22 protein-coding genes and 1 pseudogene are annotated in these 21,648 nt (G+C 66.6%); 9 read left to right on the plus strand and 14 right to left on the minus strand.

Annotation, left to right across the window (positions count from 1 at the left end):
• The first annotated feature begins 6 nt into the window (after nt 1–6).
• Entirely contained in the window at nt 7–522 is a 516-nt protein-coding gene (locus tag P1L40_RS06850; protein WP_284010583.1) for a GNAT family N-acetyltransferase, read from the plus strand.
• Here P1L40_RS06850 and P1L40_RS06855 read toward each other — a convergent pair whose 3' ends face one another.
• The 6 genes from P1L40_RS06855 to P1L40_RS06880 all read right to left on the minus strand — a co-directional run bounded on the left by P1L40_RS06855 (nt 523) and on the right by P1L40_RS06880 (nt 4,967).
• Nucleotides 523–933 (minus strand): SHOCT domain-containing protein, encoded by a 411-nt coding sequence (locus P1L40_RS06855; protein WP_284010584.1) that lies wholly within the window; start codon nt 931–933, stop codon nt 523–525.
• A 45-nt stretch (nt 934–978) separates the two neighbouring features.
• Nucleotides 979–2,280: a histidine--tRNA ligase gene (hisS, locus tag P1L40_RS06860; RefSeq protein WP_284010585.1), complete on the minus strand. Its 1,302-nt coding sequence runs from the start codon at nt 2,278–2,280 to the stop codon at nt 979–981.
• Between the two features lie 71 nt (nt 2,281–2,351).
• The gene (locus tag P1L40_RS06865; RefSeq protein WP_284010586.1) at nt 2,352–2,954 is read right to left on the minus strand and encodes a DUF7411 family protein; all 603 of its coding nucleotides are present in this window, start codon (nt 2,952–2,954) and stop codon (nt 2,352–2,354) included.
• Nucleotides 2,955–3,302: a DNA-binding protein gene (locus tag P1L40_RS06870; protein ID WP_284010587.1), complete on the minus strand. Its 348-nt coding sequence runs from the start codon at nt 3,300–3,302 to the stop codon at nt 2,955–2,957.
• Between the two features lie 106 nt (nt 3,303–3,408).
• Nucleotides 3,409–3,870, minus strand: a complete 462-nt coding sequence (locus P1L40_RS06875) for a 30S ribosomal protein S19e (RefSeq protein ID WP_284010588.1) — start codon at nt 3,868–3,870, stop codon at nt 3,409–3,411.
• A gap of 65 nt (nt 3,871–3,935) precedes the next feature.
• The gene (locus P1L40_RS06880; RefSeq protein ID WP_284010589.1) at nt 3,936–4,967 is read right to left on the minus strand and encodes a lysylphosphatidylglycerol synthase transmembrane domain-containing protein; all 1,032 of its coding nucleotides are present in this window, start codon (nt 4,965–4,967) and stop codon (nt 3,936–3,938) included.
• A gap of 81 nt (nt 4,968–5,048) precedes the next feature.
• Between P1L40_RS06880 and thiL the strand changes: the two genes are divergently transcribed.
• Nucleotides 5,049–5,915, plus strand: coding sequence for a thiamine-phosphate kinase (gene thiL / locus P1L40_RS06885; RefSeq protein WP_284010590.1), 867 nt, complete (start codon nt 5,049–5,051; stop codon nt 5,913–5,915).
• Here the strand turns inward: thiL and P1L40_RS06890 are convergent.
• The 3 genes from P1L40_RS06890 to P1L40_RS06900 form a co-directional block, all read right to left on the minus strand.
• Nucleotides 5,903–6,040 carry a hypothetical protein gene (locus P1L40_RS06890; protein ID WP_284010591.1) on the minus strand — a complete coding sequence of 46 codons (138 nt, stop codon included), beginning with the start codon at nt 6,038–6,040 and terminating at the stop codon, nt 5,903–5,905. The genes thiL and P1L40_RS06890 overlap by 13 nt on opposite strands.
• 176 nt (nt 6,041–6,216) lie before the next feature.
• Nucleotides 6,217–7,404, minus strand: coding sequence for a site-2 protease family protein (locus tag P1L40_RS06895; RefSeq protein WP_284010592.1), 1,188 nt, complete (start codon nt 7,402–7,404; stop codon nt 6,217–6,219).
• Nucleotides 7,405–7,546: 142 nt separating this feature from the next.
• A complete protein-coding gene (locus P1L40_RS06900; RefSeq protein ID WP_284010593.1) occupies nt 7,547–7,795 on the minus strand; it encodes a DUF7123 family protein in 249 nt (82 codons plus the stop codon).
• Between the two features lie 351 nt (nt 7,796–8,146).
• On the opposite strand from P1L40_RS06900, the gene pyrH reads away from it, so the two are divergent.
• The 6 genes and pseudogenes from pyrH (at nt 8,147) to argS (ending at nt 15,748) form a co-directional block, all read left to right on the plus strand.
• Nucleotides 8,147–8,833 carry a UMP kinase gene (gene pyrH, locus P1L40_RS06905; RefSeq protein WP_284010594.1) on the plus strand — a complete coding sequence of 229 codons (687 nt, stop codon included), beginning with the start codon at nt 8,147–8,149 and terminating at the stop codon, nt 8,831–8,833.
• Between the two features lies 1 nt (nt 8,834).
• A complete protein-coding gene (gene lysS, locus P1L40_RS06910) occupies nt 8,835–10,475 on the plus strand; it encodes a lysine--tRNA ligase (RefSeq protein ID WP_284010595.1) in 1,641 nt (546 codons plus the stop codon).
• A gap of 6 nt (nt 10,476–10,481) precedes the next feature.
• Nucleotides 10,482–10,952: pseudogene (locus P1L40_RS06915) on the plus strand (transposase); the annotation flags it as partial.
• Between the two features lie 583 nt (nt 10,953–11,535).
• On the plus strand, nt 11,536–11,946 hold the full coding sequence (locus tag P1L40_RS06920) for a hypothetical protein (protein ID WP_284010596.1): 411 nt from the start codon (nt 11,536–11,538) through the stop codon (nt 11,944–11,946).
• A 260-nt stretch (nt 11,947–12,206) separates the two neighbouring features.
• Nucleotides 12,207–13,964 (plus strand): site-2 protease family protein, encoded by a 1,758-nt coding sequence (locus tag P1L40_RS06925; protein ID WP_284010597.1) that lies wholly within the window; start codon nt 12,207–12,209, stop codon nt 13,962–13,964.
• Between the two features lie 47 nt (nt 13,965–14,011).
• Nucleotides 14,012–15,748 (plus strand): arginine--tRNA ligase, encoded by a 1,737-nt coding sequence (gene argS / locus P1L40_RS06930; protein WP_284010598.1) that lies wholly within the window; start codon nt 14,012–14,014, stop codon nt 15,746–15,748.
• A gap of 24 nt (nt 15,749–15,772) precedes the next feature.
• On the opposite strand, the gene P1L40_RS06935 is transcribed toward argS, so the two are convergent.
• Nucleotides 15,773–16,588, minus strand: coding sequence for a MinD/ParA family ATP-binding protein (locus tag P1L40_RS06935; RefSeq protein ID WP_284010599.1), 816 nt, complete (start codon nt 16,586–16,588; stop codon nt 15,773–15,775).
• Nucleotides 16,589–16,836: 248 nt separating this feature from the next.
• Here P1L40_RS06935 and prf1 point away from each other — a divergent pair, with 248 nt between their 5' ends.
• A complete protein-coding gene (gene prf1, locus P1L40_RS06940) occupies nt 16,837–18,087 on the plus strand; it encodes a peptide chain release factor aRF-1 (RefSeq protein ID WP_284010600.1) in 1,251 nt (416 codons plus the stop codon).
• An 18-nt stretch (nt 18,088–18,105) separates the two neighbouring features.
• On the opposite strand, the gene P1L40_RS06945 is transcribed toward prf1, so the two are convergent.
• The 4 genes from P1L40_RS06945 to P1L40_RS06960 all read right to left on the minus strand — a co-directional run bounded on the left by P1L40_RS06945 (nt 18,106) and on the right by P1L40_RS06960 (nt 21,647).
• The gene (locus tag P1L40_RS06945) at nt 18,106–18,498 is read right to left on the minus strand and encodes a DUF6276 family protein (RefSeq protein ID WP_284010601.1); all 393 of its coding nucleotides are present in this window, start codon (nt 18,496–18,498) and stop codon (nt 18,106–18,108) included.
• A gap of 51 nt (nt 18,499–18,549) precedes the next feature.
• Nucleotides 18,550–19,242, minus strand: coding sequence for a V-type ATP synthase subunit D (locus tag P1L40_RS06950; RefSeq protein WP_284010602.1), 693 nt, complete (start codon nt 19,240–19,242; stop codon nt 18,550–18,552).
• A gap of 117 nt (nt 19,243–19,359) precedes the next feature.
• Nucleotides 19,360–20,112, minus strand: coding sequence for a bacteriorhodopsin (locus tag P1L40_RS06955; RefSeq protein ID WP_284010603.1), 753 nt, complete (start codon nt 20,110–20,112; stop codon nt 19,360–19,362).
• Nucleotides 20,113–20,228: 116 nt separating this feature from the next.
• Nucleotides 20,229–21,647 carry an ATP synthase subunit B gene (locus tag P1L40_RS06960; protein ID WP_284010604.1) on the minus strand — a complete coding sequence of 473 codons (1,419 nt, stop codon included), beginning with the start codon at nt 21,645–21,647 and terminating at the stop codon, nt 20,229–20,231.
• Between the last annotated feature and the right edge of the window lies 1 nt (nt 21,648).

Raw genomic sequence — 21,648 nt, forward strand, 5'->3', positions numbered from 1 at the left:
CCCAAGGTGGGCGTGGATGTCCCCAGCCGACGACCCCCCCCCGAGTTCCCGCGTCCACCCGTCGCGTTCACCGACCGGGCCGGCCGGGCGGTGGAGATCGACGCCTACGACGGGGACGCCGACCCCCTCGTGGCGATGTACGCCGACTTCGACGCCGACTCCCGTGCCCAGGGGTTGCCGCCCCGCCACGAGGACGAGATCCGCGAGTGGATCGAGGGCCTGCTGGCGGAGGGGCACAACGTCGTCGTCTGGCACGACGATCGGGCGGTGGGCCACGCCGTGTTGGTCCCCTACGACGGGACCTCGGAACTGGCGATCTTCGTCCACCCGGCCTACCAGTCGGTCGGGATCGGCTCACGACTCATCCGGGTCCTGCTCGGTTACGGCCAACAGCAGGACATCGGGAGCGTCTGGCTCGCCGTCGAGCGGACCAACCACATCGCCATGCGGCTGTACGACTCCGTGGGCTTCGAGACGACGACCCGGGACCGCGCCGAGTACGAGATGGAGCGGTCGCTGTAGTCACTCGATCTCGAACTCGCGGTCGCCGGTCCGTTCGTGGCGCGTGTCGACCTGTTCGGTTTCGAGCAACCGTTCGAGTCGGCGCTCGAACTCGTCTTCGCCGATCTCGCCGCGAGCGTACCGCTCCCGGAGCTGTTCGACCGGTGACTGGCCGGACGTGGCCGTCTGCTCGTCGGCGCCGGGCGCCCCCGTAGCCTGGTTCTCGCCAGCCTCGGACTCGGGCGGTTCGGGCTCGACGAGCGGGAAGTCCTCACCGAGAATCCCGATCAGCGGCAGGAGCACGAAGGTCCCGAGGACGAACGTCGCCGGGACGAGCGTGCCGAGATTGAGGACGGCAAACAGCGCCGACAGGCCAAAGGAGAGCGTGCCGACGACGCCCATGAGCTTCTTTTTGCGGAGAGTGGGCAGCATACTCGCAGGGCGAGTCGGCACGGGCAAAAAACTACGGTAGGGGTGTCACTCGGCGAAATCCGCGTAGGTCGGGCGGTCGTGCCCGCCGGGGAACGCGTCGACCGGGACGGCGACCTGCTCGCCTTCGTCCATCTCCTTTATCGTCACCTCGTCGTTTTCGAGGTCCTGCTCGCCGACGATGACGACCGTCTCGGCGTTGATGTCGTCGGCGTAGCCCATCTGTGCGCCAAAGGAGCGACTCGCCACGTCGCTCTCGACGACGTGGCCCAGGTCGCGGAGGTCCCGGGCGATCCGGGCCGCGGTCGCGCGGGTGTCGCCGACCTGGAGGACGTAGTAGTCCGTCGACAGCGCCTCCTCGGGCCAGACGCCGGCCCGCTCACACAGCAACTGGAGGGTGGCGTGGCCGGGCGCGAAGCCGACCGCGGGCGTGGGCTGGCCGCCGAAGCCCTCGATGAGGTCGTCGTAGCGCCCGCCGCCGAAGACCGCCCGGGAGACCGACCCCGTGGAGTCGAAACACTCGAAGACGACGCCGGTGTAGTAGTCCAGCCCGCGGGCGGTCGACAGCGACAGCGTCAGGTACTCACGGACGCCGAAGTCCTCGGTCGCCGAAAGGACCGCCCGGAGGTTCTCCGTGGCCTCGGCGACGGCGTCGGTCCGGTCGGCCAGGTCGGCTAGGTCGTCCTCGCCGGTCTGGAGCAACTCGTCGAAGGTCTCTGCCTGGTCGTAGCTCAGCCCCGTCTCGTACAGCGCATCGAGGTACTCGTCGCGGTCGACCTTCGCGCGCTTGTCGACGGCCCGGATCGCCTCCCGGGTGTCCACATCGGCGTCGAAACTCTCCAGCAGACCAGAGAGGATGTCGCGGTGGGAGACGCGGATCTCGAAGTCCTCGGCCGAGAGGCCCAGGTCGGTGAGCATGTCGACGGCGACGGCCAGAACCTCGGCGTCGGCCGCGGGGTCAGACGAGCCGAAGATGTCGACGTTGGTCTGGTAGAACTCCCGGAACCGGCCCTGCTGGACCTGCTCGTAGCGCCAGAACGGCCGCGTCGAGACCCACTTGATCGGCTTCGAGAGTGCCTGCTGTTTGGCGACGACCATCCGGGCGACCGATGGGGTCAGCTCCGGGGTCAGCGCCACGTCGCGCCCGCCCTTGTCCTCGAAGCTGTACAGCTCCTCGACGATCTCCTCGCCGCTCTTGTCGACGTACATCTCGGTCGCTTCGAGCGCCGGCGTCCCGATCTCACGGAACCCGTAGCGGGCGGCCACGTCCTCGATGGTGTCCATCGCCCAGCGGCGTGCCTGCATCTCCTCGGGGTAGAAGTCACGAAAGCCCTTGACCCGGTCGTACATACCGGCGCGTACAGCGAGGGCGCGCTTGAACCTGTCCGTTCACGCCGGCGACGAGGCCGGGTACTGTCCTGCTACTCCGCCAACCCACGCACCCGCGACTGCGTGTGCTCGGGAAACACCTCGTCGACGGCCGCCTGGCCGTACTCGTCGGCCAGCAGCGCCCGGAGTTCGACCTCGTAGTCGGCCTTCGGAATCCGCTCGCTGGGGCCAGTCTCGACCACGAGTTCCCGTTCGGCCATCGCGTCGATGGCGCCCCGGCCGATCCCCGCGAGCGGTGCGAGGTAGTCGACGCCGAAGCGGTCCTCTACGCTCTGGGCGAGCGGTCGGTCGATCGTCGGCACCCGGTCGTCACGGCGGGTACCGTCGGCGACGGCGTCGATATCGAGAGCGTCGGCCCGCTCGGCGACCGTCTCGACGGCGTGTTCGTGGACCTGCTGGATCGCGTTCCGCGGGAAGCCGTCGGCGGACATCCGTTCGACGGCCGCCTCGGCGACCGCCCTGTCGAGGTCGACGGTCCGGTGAGCGAAGCCGACGGCGTCGGCCGCCTCGCGGGCCGGGTCGGGGTCGACGACGCCGAAGGTGCCACTGACCAGCGTCACGTCGTAGAAGGGGTCGAGCACCAGCGCCGCGAGCGTCGAGTCCTTCCCCGCGCTGTAACACAGTCCACAGCGCATCTACCGGCGCTTGATGTCGAAGCTCTTGGAGTCGGGGGTCAGCTCCTGGAGGAGCTGTTTCATCTTCTCCTCGTCGATCTGGCCCTGGATGCGGCCGCTCTGGGCCAGCGCGACGACCTGCTGTTCGATCTGCTCGCCCACGTCGGGTTTGGACATCTTGACGGTGTTGAGCCGCTTGCGGGCGCCGTCCGAGAGGTGCTGTCGGAGGATGGCCTTCTTCTGGGCGTCGGCCTGTTGCTGAGCGGCCTGCTGGGCCTCTGCGTCCTCGCCCTCCTGCTGTTCTTTGAGCTGTTCCATCTTCTTCTTGCGGAGTTCGTCGAGTTCCTCCTCGTTCGGGTCGCCACTCATGAGTACACGGAACTACTGGCGTCGGGCGGAAAATCATTTCGGAGCGAACACTGGCGATCCGTCGGCGACAGCCGAACCGGCGCGAAAGCCAGAGAGAAGAGCCGTCCTAGGCGTACCGTTCCAGTTCCGGGCGGTCGAGGTCTTCGAGGACCTCGCCGGCGGTGTCGTCGAGGAGGCTGCGGCCTTCGCCGGTGATCCGGCGGCCGTCGGCCTCGCTGGTCTCGACGTAGCCGGCGTCTTCGAGCTGCTGGAGGGCGGTCCGGATGACGTTGCCCGAGCCCTTGGACTTCTGCTTGGGGCGGACCCGGTAGCGGGTGGTGCCCTGTTTCGAACTGCCGTACTCGCTGCGGAGGCTGTTGACGCCGACCGGCCCGTCGACGGCGACCTTCCGGAGCAGGCTGGCCGCGCGTCGCTGCCAGAAGTCGTCCTGCTCGGGCGGGAGTTCGCGGTCGACGCCGGTCTTGGCGACGACGGCCCAGTCGGGCTGTTCGATGTCGTCCTCGTCGGCGAGTTTCTCAGTGAGCGCCTCGATGAGTTCCTCGGGCGGAGCGTCGTAGAGTGTCGTCATTGGGCCATGATTCCCGTTGCCGTCATTTAAGCGCATCGTTCGCGCCGCCGGGACGTGAACCGCTCTCACCCGCGTGCCGTCGCGCGGTCGGCGCCCAGCGCCGTCGCCACGCCGGCCCCGACTAGCGTGGGGAGCCAGTACGTAGCACCCCGGTGGATCAACACCGCCGAAGTCGCAAGCACCAGCGTCGCCGGCGTCGTCGAGACCAGCAGCGTCACTAAAACGGTCTCTATCGCGCCCGACCCGCCGGGCAGCGGCGCGATGCTGGCGATCGAACCGACCGGGACGACCAGCAGCACCGACGCCACCGGAACGGTGACACCGACGGCGTACAGCGAGGTCCACAGCGAGGCGACCAGGCAGGCCCACCCCAGCGCCGAGAACCCGAGCGTCCGGACGAGCGTCCAGCGGTCGGCCGCGACCCGGTCGATCGCCGCGAAGAAGCTCTCGATACGGCGCTCGATGCCGGCGGTAGTGGGCACGGACCGACCCGGCACCACTCGGCCGAGAAACCGCAACAGCGGTGTGAACAGGCGGACGACCGTCGCTTCGAGCTCGTACCGGTAGCGCCACCCGAGGTACGCGGCGACGGGGAGTCCGATCGTCAACACGGCGACCGCGATGGCGGCGAACATGAGGTTCCGCCCGAGCCGGACCGCGCCGGCCGCGACGAACGTGAACCCGACGACGGCGTAGAAGAGCGACGGGACGAAGTGGATCGTGTCGACACTGGCGATGGCGGCCAGCCCGGTCTCGTACTCGCTATCGGCGGCCGTCGAGATCAATAAAGCACTCAGCGGCTCCCCGCCGGCCTGCCCGAACGGCGTGACGTTGTTCGAGAAGATGGCGCCGGCGAACACGAGGACGGCCGTGTGGGCCGGGATCGGGACCGCGAGCGCGTGCAGGACGGTCCACAGCGCCAGTCCCCAGGCCGTGAGCCAGAGGACGGCGATCCCGAGCACGAGGGCCAGTCCGGCCGGATCAGCGCGGGTGAGCGCGTCGACCGTCTCGTCGATGCCGACGAGCCAGACCAGCGCCCCGAGGACGGCCAGCGCGCCGGCAAACCCCAGCACCGTCGCCCACCGGCTGTCGTCCATATCGGTGCCGTTGGGCGTCCGAGGCTTGAACCCACCGACAGTGACCGGGACCGTTTTCCACCCCCGCGCCGACATCGGGGTATGGACGAGCGGGCTGCACTCGGACTGCTCGGCGAGCGCCTGCCGGCCGCCGGCGACGACTGTGCGGTCGTCGACGGCCAGGTGCTGACGACCGACATGCTCCACGAGACCACGGACTTCCCCGACGGAACGACCCGCTACACGGCGGGGTGGCGAGCAGTCGGCGCCTCGCTGTCGGACGTGGCGGCGATGGGCGCCGACGCGACCGCTGCGGTGGCCGTCTACGGCGCGCCCGCCTTCGAGGAGTCGGCCCTGCTCGCGTTCGTCGACGGTGCAAGCGATGTCTGTGACGCCGTCGGCGCCGAGTACGTCGGCGGGGACCTGGACGGCCACGCGGAGTTCACGACGGCGACGACGGCACTGGGCCGGACGGACGACCCGGTCAGACGGTCGGGCGCCAGTCCCGGCGAGGCCGTCTGTGTCACGGGGACACTCGGTCGCTCGGGGGCCGCGCTCGAACTGTTCGAGGCGGGCGAAACCGAGCGGGCCAACGAGCTGTTCAGATTCGAACCGCGGGTGCGTGCGGGGACGGCGCTCGCACCGTACGCGACCGCGATGATGGACTCCAGCGACGGGCTGGCCCGGTCGCTCCACCAGCTCTGTGAAGCCAGCGGCTGTGGCGTCACGGTCGAGTCGCCGCTCCCGATCGACGGGGCCGTCGATTCAGTCGCGGCCGACGACCAGGAGCGGCTGGAACTGGGCGTGTTCTTCGGCGAGGACTTCGAGTTGGTCTGTACGGTCCCGGAGGCGAAACTGTCGGCCGCACGCGAGGCCGTCCCGTGTCCGCTGGCGCGGATCGGGACGACGACGGCCGGCGGGGTGACTCTCGACGGGGAGTCACTCCCCGATCGGGGCTACTCGCACTGATCGTGGAGCGCGGCGAGCGTCGTCGAGACCTGCCGGACCGCTTCGGCGGCGGCGTCGGCGCGCTCGTCGTAGCTCAGGTCGCCGTCCGCTTCGGGAGGAGTCGTGTGTGATGGGCGGGGGCGCATCTGTACACGGCCGTTTCTGCGCTCGGGGTATATAACCGATCGACCCTTCCAGTCGCTTCGCGTGACTTCACTCGTTTCACGGAGAAAGGCCGGATTTTACGATCGCGACCAGTCAGAAAGAACGGGTTTCGTGGCCGGAAATCGTTTACCGACGGCGCTCGTTCGGTTTCACTGGTTCAGGCGGCCGCCGCGATCTCGAACGGAACGGGCGTGAAACACGCCAGCCCGAGGACGAACGTCCCCACGCCTAGCGCGGTCCGACGCCAGTCCAGGGGGTCGTCGACGGTCGGGCGCGCCGGCCCGGCGTAGGCAAAGCCAAGCGACAGGAGCCCCCAGAACACCCACAGCGCCCACACGCCAAAGCCGATCGGCGGCGGATCGCGGGTGAGATACAGGAACCCCGCCAACGCGAACAGCCCGCCCGGGACGGCCGCGGCGACGGTCTCCTGGCGCTGGCCGACGATGGCCCGGACGATGTGGCCCCCGTCGAGCTGTCCCACCGGCAGGAGGTTCAGGAAGGTGAAGAACATCCCCGCCCAGCCGGCGAAGACGATGGGGTGGAGCGACTCGCCGGGACCGACGGTCGTCCGCAGGCCGGCGGCAGCGACGAGCGCGTCGAGCCCCTGTAACAGCAGCGGGTCGTGGAAGTCGATCGTGTAGCCGGCGTCGCTTTCGAGCACCGCCTGCGGGACCGTGATCGGGTCCAGTGTCAGGCCGACGACGGTGACGACAGTCGTCGCCACCAGCCCGGCGAGCGGCCCCGCGACGCCGATGTCGAACAGCGCGCGGCGGCTCGGGATCCGTCCGCGGATGTTGATGACCGCGCCCATCGTGCCCAGCAGCGAGGGAAACGGGATGAAATACGGGAGTGTCACGTCGACACCGTGGTACCGCGCGGCGGCGTAGTGGCCGAGTTCGTGGATCCCCAGGACGCCCAGCATCGCGACGACGAAGGGCCAGGCCTCGAACAGCCGCAACGGCTCGTCGGCCACCGGAATGTAGTACCACTGTGTCGCGCCGACGTACAGCGTCGACGCGACGGTCGCGAGCAGGAGGACGACGTTCAGCCAGGGGATCGACCGCGTGTCGGTCGCCGGTTCGGCGACGAGGACGTAAGCCTGTCCGCCCGTGGTCGGGACACGCGTCGCCTCGGTGCGGGGCGTCTCGGCAGTCGATCGTCGTTCGAGCCGCAGATCGTAGCCCCGCTGGCCGAACGCCGTCCGTAGCTCGTCGACGACGCTATCCGGCGGGACGAGCGGGTCACCGACGTATCGGACCGTCTCACCGTCGCGCTCGACCGACCAGATCTGGAAGACGCCAGCCAGTGCTTCGGGCGGTGGCGGGCGCTCGTCGGACCGACTCATCGGTCCGGAGTAGCGCGGCCGGACACTAATACTCCGCGTTCACGGTCCGGCGGGATCGTTCGGTTGTCCGCCCCGGAGGGGGCAGGAAAGAATCTGTTCAGAGCGGGTGCGATCGGTTAGCGGGCCTGGGCGACGGACGTGCTCACGCTGGCTCGACGCGCCACGTCGTCGCGCTCGTGTACGACCACTTCTCGACTTGCAGTTCGGATGCGCTGTCTTTGAGCTTCACCATCAGTGCGCCGATCTCCTTGGGTGAGAGACCGACCTCCTCTGCGATGAATTTGCTCTTGAAGTACATCTCACCGTCTGCTGCCTTCTCGGCGAGGAAGGATTTGAGGCGCTCTTCTTTGGAGGGCTCTTCCTCGTTGGAGGGCGATAGGGTAGCGCTCATGTGTGTGACCTCGCTCAACGCTTGTGCTGCCGGGAGTATATAAAGGAAGGAAGCTTCGCGTCGATTCGGTTCCATTTAGCAAAAAACGTGTGAAAGGCACATTTTACGATTGTTTTACAGGGCGTTAGATATTTTATAACCAGATCTGAGATCGTCTTACCGAAATCAGAAGACCGTGTAATCACCGGGAGATATCACCCGGAGTTCGCTCCGTTGGACGGGTAAAAAGGTGCGATCCTTGCCGGTTATCAGCTGACGGCGGGGAATGACTGTCGGGCATCACCACCGTTCCAGCGGGCGGTCGACGCGGCTTGACAACCCTTAATAGCGCCTCGTGGCTACGCCGGGGCAATGAACGTCGTCGTCTCCGTCGGCGGGAGCGTCCTGGCCCCGGATCTCGACTCCGGCCGGGTCGCTGCGTACGCCGAGGCGCTCCAGTCGCTCGACGAACAGGGACACACACTCGGAGCCGTCGTGGGCGGCGGCCCGACCGCCAGGCGGTACATCGGCGCCGCACGCGATCTCGGCGCCAACGAGATCGAGCTCGACCAACTCGGCATCGCCGTCACGCGGTTGAACGGTCGGTTGCTCATCGCCGCGCTGGACGACCGGGCCGCATCGACCCCCGCCGAAAGTTACGAAGCCGGCCGCGAGGCGATCCGGCGTGGAGACATCCCAGTCCTGGGTGGGATCGTCGCGGCACAGACCACCGACGCCGTCGCCGCGGCCTTCGCCGAGTACGTCGACGCCGACCTGTTGGTGTATGCGACCTCCGTGCCCGGCGTCTACGACGCCGACCCGAACGAGGACCCCGAGGCGACCCGCTTCGACGAGATCACCGCGGACGAGTTGGTCGGTGTCATCGCGGAGATGGAGATGGACGCCGGGAGCAACGCCCCGGTCGACCTGCTGGCCGCGAAGGTGATCCAGCGGTCGGGCATCCCGGCAGTCGTGCTCGACGGCACCGATCCGGAGCGCGTCGTGCGTGCGGTGCGTGACGACGACTTCGACGGCACCGAAGTACTCCCGGAGGGCTGAGATGGCCGAAGACCCATACGCAGTCGGCAGCGGCGGCGAGCGAGCGTTCTGGGCCGACGCGGTCGCGGACGCGATCGAGGCCCGGGACCCCGAGGACCCGATCGTCATCAAGGGCGGCGTCTCTCCCTCCGGCGTCCCTCACATCGGTCACTTCAACGAGATCATGCGGGGCTACTTCGTCGCCGAGGCACTCCGGGACCGCGGCCACGAGGTCCGGCAGGTGTTCACCGCCGACGACAAGGATCGCCTGCGGAAGGTGCCCCGCCAGCTCGCCGACCTGGAGTGGAACGTCGTCGGCCTGGGCGAGGTCGACGCGGGCGCACTCGGGCGGAACCTCGGGAAACCCTACACCGACATCCCCGATCCGTTCGGCTGCTGTGACTCCTACGGCGCCCACTTCACGAACCTCCTGAAGAAGAGCGCCGAACTGGTCGGCGTCGATGTCGAGTTCGTCTCGAACACCGAACTGTACGAAGACGGCGAGTTCGAGGCCGTCACCCGTCGCGTGCTCGAACGCGCCGACCGCGCCCGCGAGGTGCTCGCGGAGTACCAGAACAAGGTCGACGACGACTACGTCCCCTTTCTCCCGCAGTGTTCCGACTGTGGGAGACTCACCGAGGGGGTCACGGACGTGGACCTCGACGCCGGCGAGGTCAGCTACGTCTGTACGGATGTCGAGGCCGGCGACCAGACCATCGAGGGCTGCGGGCACGAAGGAACGACGACGCTCCGGGAGGGGAAACTCCCCTGGCGCTTCGAGTGGCCCGCCCAGTGGGAGATCCTGGGCGTGGACTTCGAGCCGTTCGGCAAGGACCACGCGGAGGGGTCCTGGCCCTCCGGCGAGGACATCGCCGAGAACGTGCTGGACATCCAGCCCCCGGTGCCGATGGTGTACGAGTGGTTCACGCTCGACGGCGAACCGCTCTCCTCGTCGTCGGGCAACGTCATCACCGTCGACGAGGTGCTGGAGATTCTGGAGCCCGAGGTGTTCAAGTACTTCTTCGTCAAGACCCCGCGCAAGCAGCGGGACTTCTCCGTCGAGCACGTCGACCAGCTCGTCGACGACTTCGACCGGTTCGAAGCGCTGTACTTCGGCGAGCGCGACGCCCGCGACGAGGACGAACAGGCGGTCGCCGACCGCGCGTACCCGATGGTCGTTCCCGACCCCGACCCCGAGCGGGTCCGTATCCCCTACACCTTCGCCGCGGTGCTGGGGATGACCGACGATGTCGACCTTCGCGAGGAGATCGCCCGACGGGAGGGCCACATCCCCGAGGACGCCCCCGACTGGGCCGTCGAGGGCGCCCTGGCCCGCGTCGAACGGGCACGCAACTGGGCGCGTCGGACAGGCAACGCCTTCGACTACGAACTCAAACGGACCGAGATCCCGGACCACGACTTCGACGCGGCCACCGAGGCGGCGCTTGACGACTTGGCCGACTTCGTCGCCGAAGGCCACGACGGCGAGACGATCCAGGGCGAGATCTACGAGACGGCCAAACGCCACGACGTGCCCGTCGGCGACTTCTTCGCCGCCGGCTACCGCCTGCTGTTCGACGACACCGAAGGTCCGCAACTGGGCACGTTCATCGCCAAACTCGACCAGGAGTTCGTCGTCGAGCGGTTGCGCCGCGAGGCGTAAACGTCCTACACGAAACGGCCAAACCTCACTATCCAGCAGTTGAAGACACCGCTATCGGTCGATACGGCGACCGACGCCGTTCTCGATATTCACGTGACGACAACGCGGAAGCACGATACCCAGATTGCGCCACAGGTAGTGAAACGGAACGGACAGTCCATCGCGGTGTCGACCGGTGACAAGGGATACGACGACCAGAAACTCCGGTGGCTCGCCCGTGCCCATGATGTTCGACCACTCATCAAGCATCGTGAGTTCACACCGCTCCACAAAGCGTGGAATGCACGGTTGGACAGTGATCTCTACCACAGGCGGAAGATGAACGAGACAGTCAACGCGGCGATCAAACAGAGATTCGGTACATTCGTCCGGTCACGCCTCTGGTGGAAGCAGTTCCGCGAACTCGTTATCAAGTGCATCGTTCACAACGTGGAGCGAAACCCCGCTATTTCACACGAGGAGTGCGACTGTCCGTGATTCCGAGCGGAAGAGGCTGCTGAATACAGAGTGGACATAACAAACGATTTAAATTATTGGGGCCAAATTTTGGTGATTAATCATGAACTGGAAAGCGTTTTACAGAGTAGTCGCGGTCGCATGGGTGGCACTCGTATTCGGGGCGTGGTTCTCCATTCTCCTGGGCTACACCGAGCTCTAGCTGACCATCTCGGACTTCCCGGGTGAATCGACTGGGGCACTCATCGCCGCTATCGGAGTCGCTATTGCCGGGTTGCTCGTTCTCCGCTTCCTCCAGCGACGACACGAGGCCAATCAGTGGGAAGCGGCGGGCCGGCAGGCGGGGCTCAACCCAGTAGGAGACGGCTCGTCCGATGGCGCACTGGAACTGACGGGGAGTGTCAACGGCCGGCCCGTCACTGCCCGATACGAGACGCGCCGTGAGATACAAGGCAACGAGGGGAGGCACAAGTCACTCAGCAATAAGGGCAGTCGCCATCGAGTCACGTACACGATCGTAGAGGTGGAACTGTCCGGTGCCGCAGACGGAGGCGTAATCGTCTCCCCCGCCAGCGGAGGGGGCGGCAGCGCCGGGGGGTCCGGAATGCTCGGAATCGGCGACACGACCGAGAACGCCTCCGACGCGGAGGGGGTCTTCACCGTCGCCGAGGACGGTCTCATGCTGATGGGGACCCCACAGGCGGCCGTGGAAGCCGTCTCCGAGGGACTGGCGGGGAGGGCATTACGCGCGATTCGAGACCTCCAGATTGTTACCGTCGGGGACGCGTCCGGCGTGGCCGCCAGGTTGACCGAGGGGGTAGACGGGCGTTCCATGTTCGGGGTTGGAGTAGGGGACGTTATCCTAAAGGACATCCCGAAAGACGAGACGACCGTGTACGTCGAGACGATGGCGTTCATACGGGACGGTGACGAACTCAGACAATTCGCCGAAGGAGCCGTCGCCGTCGCAGACGCCTTCGAGGAGGCAACTGCTCGTACTTCGGCCCCTGAATAGAGGACGAACTCGTCCCACTCGATGTAATCCTCCGCGCGCGCTCACTCCTCACCATCTGCTGACTGTGCGCGTTGTGTTCAGCAGGACTGCTGAAACCTATCACCGGTTGAGGGTTTCAACAAACCCAAATTGACGGTTTCTGAGGACGTTTTTGCGAGGGGTTCCACAGCGGTGCGAAGCGCCGCAAGGAAACCCGACGAAGTAAAGAGTGGGTGCCAAAGGGCAACCCTCTTGCGTCGCTGGACCCAGGTCTGTGGTACATGGTAAGCACGCTGACGTGGGTGCTCGCCGGCGTCGTCGTCTACACCCTGCTGGCGATGGCGCTGCGGGCTCGCGGGGTGATCCCCGAGTACATCCGATTCAGCGGGCCGATCACGACGATCCACACCCAGAAAGGGAAAGCGGTCCTGGACTGGCTGGCACGCCCGAAACGGTTCTGGCGGGCCTGGGGGAACCTCGGCGTCGGGATGGCGCTGGTCGTGATGGTCGGCTCGTTCGCGATGGTCGTCTTCGGGGCCTACCAGGCGATCGTGAACCCACAGCCCTCCGCGCTCAACGAGCCACGGAACGCGCTGGCGATCCCCGGCGTCAACGACTTCCTCCCGCTGTCGGTCGCACCCGAGATCGTCCTCGGCCTCGTGCTGGGACTGATCGTCCACGAGGGCGGCCACGGCCTGTTCTGTCGCGTCGAGAACATCGGCATCGAGTCGATGGGGCTGGCACTGTTCACGCTCGTCCCGGTCGGCGCGTTCGTCCAGCCCGACGAGGACGAACTGGTCCACGCGGACAGAGGGGTCCAGACGCGGATGTTCGCCGCCGGCGTCACGAACAACTTCGCGCTGGCACTGGTCGCGTTGCTCCTGTTGTTCGGGCCGATCTCCGGAGCCATCGCCGTCGTCGACGGCGTCCCGGTCGGTGGCACGCTGGAGGAGACACCTGCCGCGGAGGCGGGGATCGGCTCGGGCGACGTGATCACCGCCGTCGAAGGACAGCCGGTCGCGAACGGTGCGGAACTCGACGCGGTGCTGACGGAGGTCGAGGCCAGTTCCGTCGCGGTCGGGCTTAAGAGCGGCGAGTCGGTGACAGTCGATCGGGCGGTCGTCGTCGACAGCGCCGTCCAGTCGGCACCGGTCTCGACGGGCGAGACGATCACCGCGGTCAACGGGACGAACGTCTCGACGAGCGTGGCCTTCGAGCGGGCGGTCCGCAACACGACGGTCGCGACGCTGTCGACCGCCGAGGGTCGGTCGGTGACGATGCCGATCGGTGCCTACGTGCTGGTCCAACCTGACGGCCCGCTGGACAACGCAAGCGGCCCGGCGCGTGACGCCGTGATCGTCACGTCGGTCGACGGTCAACGGACACACGACGCGAGCACGCTGGGAGCCGCCCTGAACGATGCGTCACCGGGCCAGACGGTCGAAGTCGTCGGCTACGTCGACGGCCAGCGCCAGACGTATCTGGTCACGCTCGGCGAGGACGGTGACCCCCGCCTCGGCGTCACCCCCCTGTCGGGCATCAGCGGCGTGACGACGAACGACTTCGGGATCGACGAGTACCCCGCCGCGACGTTCCTGGAGTTCCTCGGTGGCTCGCCCGAGAACCCCGACGCCGTCCGGGACTTCTCGTTCACCCAGCGGGTCTTCGGCGCGATCATCCTGCCGTTTATCGGGGTCGCCGGCGGCTTCGGTTACAACTTCGCCGGCTTCACCGGCATCGCGACGAACTTCTACACCGTCGAGGGGCCACTGGGCGCGCTGGGGGCCACGCCGGTGTTCCTGCTGGCCAACGCCCTGTTCTGGACCGGCTGGATCAACGTCGTCATCGGCCAGTTCAACTGCGTCCCGACGTTCCCGCTGGACGGCGGCCACATCCTCCGGACGACTACGGAGTCGTTCGTCTCCCGGCTCCCGGTTCCCGACCGGCGACAGCTCACGACGGCCGTCACCGTCACGATCACGCTGTCGATGATCGGCGGCCTCCTGTTGATGATCTTCGGGCCGCGGCTGTTCGCCTGACGACGCCTTTCGTTACCCATTTACTCCCCGCCGCGAAAGCCGGGCGTATGTTCCTGCAGCTACGCGCGGAAGCCGCCGACGCGCTGGCGGCCGCGCTCACCGATCTTGACCTCCCGACCGACGACCTCGGGATCGAGGAGCCACCGGCGGATGTCGACGCCGTGGTGGCGTCGAGCGTGGCCTTCCGCCTGGCCGGGGAGGTCGGCGCACCGCCGCCGGCAGTCGCCGCCGACATCGCGGCGGCGATCGACGCCTCGGAACTGACCTACGTCAGCGAGGTGACGACACAGGGACCGTACGTCAACTTCCGCCCCAGCGAGGCGTACTTCGCCGAGACGCTCTCGGCCGCCGTCGAGGACGGCTACGGACGGCTCCCCGACCGGGAGACGAGCGTCGTCGTCGAACACACCTCGGCGAACCCGACCGGCCCGGTCCACGTCGGCCGCGCCCGGAACCCGATCATCGGCGACGCGGTCGCTCGCGTGCTCGACTACGCCGGCTACGACGTTGATCGACACTACTACGTCAACGACGCTGGCCGCCAGATCGCCGTGTTCACCTGGGCCTACGAGACCTTCGACGAGAGCGACCTGCCCGAACCGGAACGGGACTCCCCGGAGTACGAGATGGTCCGCTACTACCGGAAGGGCAACAGCTACCTCGAAGACGAGGAGCCCGACGCCGTCGAGGAAGCCGAGACCGAGATCCAGGCGATCCTCCAGGGTCTGGAGGAAGGCGACGAAGCGACATACGAGCGAGTCGCCGAAGTCGTCGACACCGTCCTCGGGGGGATGCAGGCGACCCTCGAACGGCTCCCCGCGGAGTTCGACGAGTTCGTCAAGGAGACGCGGTTCATGCGGGACGGCTCGACGGACGAACTGGTCGACCGCCTCCAGGACCTCGACTGTGCGGTCTACGAGGACGACGCCTGGCAGCTCGATCTGCACGACTTCGAGAAGAACCTCGTCTTCCTCCGCTCGGACGGCACCTCGCTGTACACGACACGCGATCTGGCTCACCACGAGTGGAAGTTCGACACCTACGACCGCGCGGTGACGGTGCTTGGCGAGGACCACAAGCTCCAGGCCGACCAGCTCTCGGCCGCCCTGGAACTGCTGGGCAACGACACCGACCAGCTCCGGCAGGTGTTTTACTCCTGGGTGAACCTCCCCGAAGGCGGGATGAGCACCCGCGAGGGGACCGGGATCGATCTGGACGACCTGCTGGACGAGGCGATCGACCGCGCCCGCCAGGAGGTCGAGGACCGCCTCGACGATCGGAGTCGTGGCGACCTCGACGCGGACGACATCGAGCGCATCGCCCATCAGGTCGGGATCGGTGCGGTCCGGTACGACATCGTCTCGAAACAGCCCACGAAAGGCATCACCTTCGAGTGGGACCGCGCGCTGGACTTCGAGGCCCAGTCGGCTCCGTACGTCCAGTACGTCCACGCGCGCTGCTGTGGCATCCTCGACGAGGCCGAGACGGTCCCTTCGGACCCCGACTTCGACGCCCTGACCGAACCAGAGGAACGGGACCTGTTGCGGGTCATCGCCCGGTTCCCGGCGGTCATCGAAGAAGCGGCCGACGACCTCCAGCCCCACACCGTCGCCACCTACACCCGGGACATCGCGGAGACGTTCAACGCCTTCTACCGGGAGTGTCCCGTCCTGGACGCCGATCCGGAGACACGCGCCGCTCGGCTCGCACTCGTCGCCGCCGCGCGGACGACCGTCTCGAACGCGCTCGACGCGGTCGGTGTCGAGGCGCCGACCTCGATGTGAGCGGGCGAAAACGATCCGCCGCGATCAGTTGAACAGCCCGAACACGCCGCCGCCGGAGTCGTCGTCTTCGGCGTCCGCGCTCTCCTCGCCGTCGGCGAACCAGTCGTCGTCGACGATCGTGTCGACATCCTCTTGGACGGTCTGGTCGTGGAACCACAGCCCCTCCAGGGCGGTCGTCAGTCGCTGGAACGCGTCGGCGGCCGGGCTGTCCGGGGCGTTGAGCGTGAGCGGCTCCTCCGTCGTCGCCTGCGGGTCGTCGGGGATCACCGCGAGCAGCGGGAAGTCGAACTGCTCGGTGATCGCCGCCACGTCGGTGTGGCGGGTCACGCGGTTGATGATCGCCCCGATGACCTTCCCGTCGATGCGGTCGGCCAGTTCGGCGGTCTTGACGGTGTCGCCGACGGCCACGTTGTCCGGCGTCGTCACCAGCACGATCCCGTCGGCGAGGCCCAGCGGTACGGCCACCTCGTGGCTCAGCCCCGCGCCGGTGTCGATCAGCACCACGTCGTAGGCGTTTCGCAGCGTCTTGATGACCTTCCGGAGTTTCGCCGGGTCGGCGTCGGCGAACGCCTCCAGTGACTGCTCGCCGGGGATGACCGTCAGTCCGCCGGGGGCGTCGGTCAGTGCCTCGCTCACCGCGCCGTCGCCGGCGAGAATCTCGTGGAGACTCCGCTCCGGTTCGACAGAAAGCATCGCGCCGAGGTTCGCCATCCCGAGGTCCGCGTCTACGACGGCGACATCGTACCCCATCTCCTGCAGGGACGAGCCGACGTTGACCGCTGTCGTCGTCTTCCCGACGCCTCCCTTCCCGCCCGCAACCGTACACACGTACCCCGACATAATCTGGTTGCTTGTCCACAAGAATGACAGTCATATAAAACCGGCTGTCGTGTGGCCGAGTACCAGGGCACCGTCTGCCGGGGGGCACTCCACGTATCCGTCGGCCCGAAATCGCCCGGCAGAGTGCCGCGGGCCGCCCTGCGCCCTGTGTCACTTCGAGGGTCGCCGTTCGGCGTACCGAGCCCCCTCCCTTCGGTCGGCCTCTCGCTGTCAACAGGTTCTTACACCACCTCGGCCAACACGTAGTAATGAGCGAGCAGGAACAGGAGCAGTCGGACAAACAGAAATACGAGTTCCGGAAGGTGATCGAGGAGCTCAAGGACTACCGGGGATCAGGCACACAACTCGTCTCTATCTACGTCCCCGAAGACAAGCTCCTCAGCGATGTCGTCGCCCACGTCACCCAGGAACACTCCGAGGCGTCGAACATCAAGTCCAAGGACACCCGGACGGCTGTCCAGGACGCGCTGACCTCGATCAAAGACCGCCTCCGCTACTACGACACCGCGCCCGACAACGGGATGGTGCTGTTCTCGGGCGCCATCGATCAGGGCGGCGGCCGGACCGACATGGTGACGAAGGTCCTCGAATCGCCGCCGGACCCGATCCAGTCGTTCCGCTATCACTGTGACTCGGAGTTTCTCACCGAACCGCTGGAGGAGATGCTGGCCGACAAGGGTCTGTTCGGCCTCATCGTGCTCGACCGGCGCGAAGCAAACGTCGGTTGGCTCAAGGGCAAGCGGGTCGAACCCGTCAAGTCCGCCTCCTCGCTGGTCCCGGGCAAACAGCGGAAAGGTGGCCAGTCCGCACAGCGGTTCGCCCGCCTCCGGCTGGAAGCGATCGACAACTTCTACCAGGAGGTCGCGGGCATGGCCAACGACCTGATGGTCGACGACCGTCACGAGATGGACGGCGTGCTCGTCGGCGGCCCCTCACCGACGAAAGACGAGTTCCTCGACGGCGACTACCTCCACCACGAACTGCAGGACATGGTCCTGGGCAAGTTCGACGTGGCCTACACCGACGAGTCCGGGCTGTACGACCTCGTCGACGCCGCCGACGAGGTGCTCGCCCAACACGAGATCCTCCAGGACAAGCAGGTCATGGAGGAGTTTTTCAAGCAACTCCACGACGGCGACAAGGCGACCTACGGCTTCGACCAGACCCGCCAGAACCTCAACATGGGCGCCGTCGATCAGTTGCTCATCTCCGAGGACCTCCGGAAGGATGTGGTCACCTACACCTGCGAGAACGGCCACGACGAGTACGAACTCGTCAACAGCAACGCCGACACCGAGGCCCACGACTGCACTCGCTGTTCGGCCACGGTCGACGCCGCGGACGCAGAGCGCGAGGACGCCATCGACCACCTGATGGAACTGGCCGACCAGCGCGGGAGCGAGACGGTGTTCGTCTCGACGGACTTCGAGAAGGGCGAACAGCTGTTGACCGCCTTCGGCGGCGTCGCCGGCCTCCTGCGGTACTCGACGGGCGTCTAAGCGGGCGCGGCTTTCCTCTCAGAGCAACTGTTCGAGCTGTCGCCGCCGACTCGCCAGGTCGACGTGTGCGTCGGCCCCGAAGCTGTCGGCCAGCCGATCGACCACCAGCAGCGGGTCGGTACCCGCCCGCTCGGCGCGTTCGAGCAAGGCCGTGATCTCGGCGCGATTGACCGCGAGCGAGTCCAGCAACCCGACGAGCAAGACGACGGGCAGCGCCGCTTCCGGGTTCGACGGGATGGCGTCGGAAAGCGTCGTCAGATCGGGTGTCTCGGCGGGCGGGTCGTCGGTCGGGCGCATCGCCAGGCAGGTACGACAGACGGCGACGCCCGGTGCGTCCCCACGGAGGTACTCCCGGAGCTCCGCGGGGACCGGGATCGAGAGCTGCTCGCCGCCACACTCGGGACAGGACATACCGGTGCTGTGCGTGCCCGTGATAAGAAGACTGCGACAGAAACAGGCGTATCAGTCGTCGGCGGTGACCGCTTCGAGTTCCTCGTCTTCTTCCTCTGCCGCTTCGAGTTCGGCCTCCTCTTCTTCCTTCTTGGCCTTGATCTTCTTCATGCGGAAGATCTCCTCACGCTCCTGTTCTTCGAGTTTCTGCTCGATGTACTCCTTGTTGTCGTGGAGGTCGGGCAGGAGCTTGAACTCCAGGGCGTTGACGCGGCGCTTCGTGGTCTCGATCTCTTCGAGCATCTTTTTCATCGCCGTCTCGACCTCTGCAGCGAGGATGATGTTCTCCAGCAGTTCCTCGTAGGCGTCGGCGGCCTCGTCGATCCGGGCAGAGGTGCCCATCACGCCGTAGCCCCGCTCGTCGAGGGACTTCTGGACCTTGCTGGATTCGATCTGGGGGACGACTACGCCCATGATGTTCTTCGACTGGGTCGTCAGTTCGGGGTGTTCCTTGAGCGCGGCCGCGGCCCCGCGGACGGCGACGTCACCCTCCATCGCGCGGGCCATGTCGATCGCGTGCTGTGCGCGGTCGTAGGAGTCGTCCAGATCGTCCCGAACGTCCTGTGCCTGATCCAGGATGTCCATGAACTCCATGATGAGCCCGTCACGCTTCTTCTCCAGCGTGTCGTGGCCACGCTCCGAGAGCTCGATGCGGTCCTCGATCTGCATCAAGTTCTTGCGCGTGGGCTTGACGTCCTTAGCCATTACCGGTCCGTTTCGGGCCGAGGCAGTTAATCGTTTTCAGTCGTTCCCGGGCTCCTTGACACGCACGCAAAAAAAATCAGACCGCGGTCGTCACGGGGTCGCTCCCCCTGTGCTGGGTCAGTCGTCGGCCGGCGTCGCGGCACCGGTCGCCTGTGCAGCGCCGTCGAGGACGCTGTGGCTGCGCAGCAGGATGAACCCGAAGCCGACCTTCGCGACCAGGTCGATCACCATGAAGCCGGCCGTCTCCGGGAAGATGCCTACGAGACCGAGCCCTTCGGTCCCGATGAGCCACCAGACCGGGTAGACGAGCCAGACCACGGTGACGAGGTTCCGCAACGTCTTGAACGTACTCTGTGTGTCACTGGGTAAGTCGCTGACCCGGCCGGACAGCGAACTGAACAGGAAGTACAGCAGGACCAGCAGGAAGGCCGTGCTGATACCCCACCAGACCAGCCGCTCGGCACCTGGCGCGAGCACGCCGCTGCCCGCCGACAGCGTCGCGACGACGCCGGTCCCGATCATCAGCACGTCGAGGCTGACCAGCGACGCGATCGTGTTGCGGTCGGCCCCGGCCAACAGCCCAAGGTCGTACAGCAACAGCGGTGTCGTGAACAGCCAGTCAGTGTACCGCGCCCAGTAGATGGGCGCCTCCGGGTCGTTCGGTAACTCGATGATCGTCAACCCGAAGCCAAGCGCCATCGCGAGGTAGTTCACGAAGGCGATCGCCGTTATCAGTATCGTGGCGATGTAGAACTTCTGTCGTCGTTCGTCTGTCTCTCCCCATCCTCGGGCGATGAAGTACACCATCCCGAGGAACATTCCGGCTGTACCGAGCCAGAGCCATATCGATTCCGAGCCTGGTTGTGGCATAGTGCACCTAGGCTTTCGGCTGGACAAGCAAAGTTACATATACCCAAACAGTTTGGTATGCGCTCTCCCAGCGTGGGTAAGTGAAGGAAAACAGAGAGGAATGTCGGGCAGCCGGTTCAGGCTTCGGCTTCGACAGCTTCTGCGGACTCGTCCTCGCGGTAGTGCTCCTCGATGAGCTCCTCGTCGATGCGGTTCAAGGCATCCTTCGGGAGCATCGAGAGCAGGTCCCAGCCGAGTTCGAGCGTCTCGTCGATGTCGCGGTCGGTGTCGAAGCCCTGGTCGACGAACTCGTCCTCGAAGCGGTCCGCGAAGTCCAGGTACTTGTTGTCCAGTTCCGACAGCGCCTCGCGGCCGACGATGTTCACGAGGTCGCGCAGGTCCTCACCCTCCGCGTAGGCGGCGAAGATCTGGTCTTTCACGTCGGCGTGGTCGGCGCGGGTCAGGCCCTCGCCGATCCCGTCGTCCATCAGCCGCGAGAGGCTCGGCAGGACGTTGATCGGCGGCTGGACGCCCTGGCTGTTGAGGTCCCGATCGATGTAGATCTGGCCCTCGGTGATGTATCCCGTCAGGTCCGGGATCGGGTGGGTGTCGTCGTCGCCGGGCATCGTCAGGATCGGGATCTGGGTCACCGAGCCGGCACGGCCCTCGATGCGGCCGGCCCGCTCGTAGAGCTGTGCGAGGTCGGTGTACATGTATCCGGGGTAGCCACGGCGGCCCGGGACCTCCTCACGTGCGGCGCCGATCTCGCGCAGCGCCTCACAGTAGTTGGTCATGTCCGTCAGGATGACCAGGACGTGGTAGTCCTTCTCGAAGGCCAGATACTCGGCGGTCGTCAGCGCCAGCCGCGGCGTGATCGTCCGCTCGACGGCCGGGTCGTCCGCGAGGTTCATGAAGACGACCGAGCGTTCCAGCGCGCCGGTGCGCTCGAAGTCGTCCATGAACTCGTTTGCCTCCTCGGCCGTGATCCCCATGGCGCCGAAGATCACTGCGAACTCCGACCCCTCGTCGTCGTCGCCTTCCTCCTCTTCGGGCACGGTCGCCTGCCGGGCGATCTGGAGTGCCAGATCGTTGTGGGGCAGGCCCGAGGCCGAGAAGATCGGCAGTTTCTGGCCGCGAACGAGCGTGTTCATCCCGTCGATCGCCGAAACGCCCGTCTGGATGAACTCCTCGGGGTACTCGCGCGAGTAGGGGTTGATCGCCGCGCCGACGATGTCCTGGCGCTCGTCCGGGACGATCTCGGGGCCGCCGTCGATCGGCTGGCCGGTCCCGTCGAGCACCCGTCCGAGGAGGTCCTCGGTGACGGGCATCTTCATCGTCTCGCCGAGGAAGCGGACCGACGCGTCGCGGTCGATCCCCTCGGTGCCTTCGAACACCTGGATGGCGACGTAGTCGCTCGCCGATTCGAGCACCTGGCCACGGCGGGTCTCGCCGTCGCCGATCTCGATCTCGACGATCTCGTCGTAGCCGACCGGTTCGTCGGTCTCGACGAACACCAGCGGGCCACTGATCTCTGTGATAGTCTGGTACTCTTTCATT

The sequence above is a fragment of the Haloarcula pelagica genome, assembly GCF_030127105.1.
GTDB lineage: Archaea > Halobacteriota > Halobacteria > Halobacteriales > Haloarculaceae > Haloarcula > Haloarcula pelagica.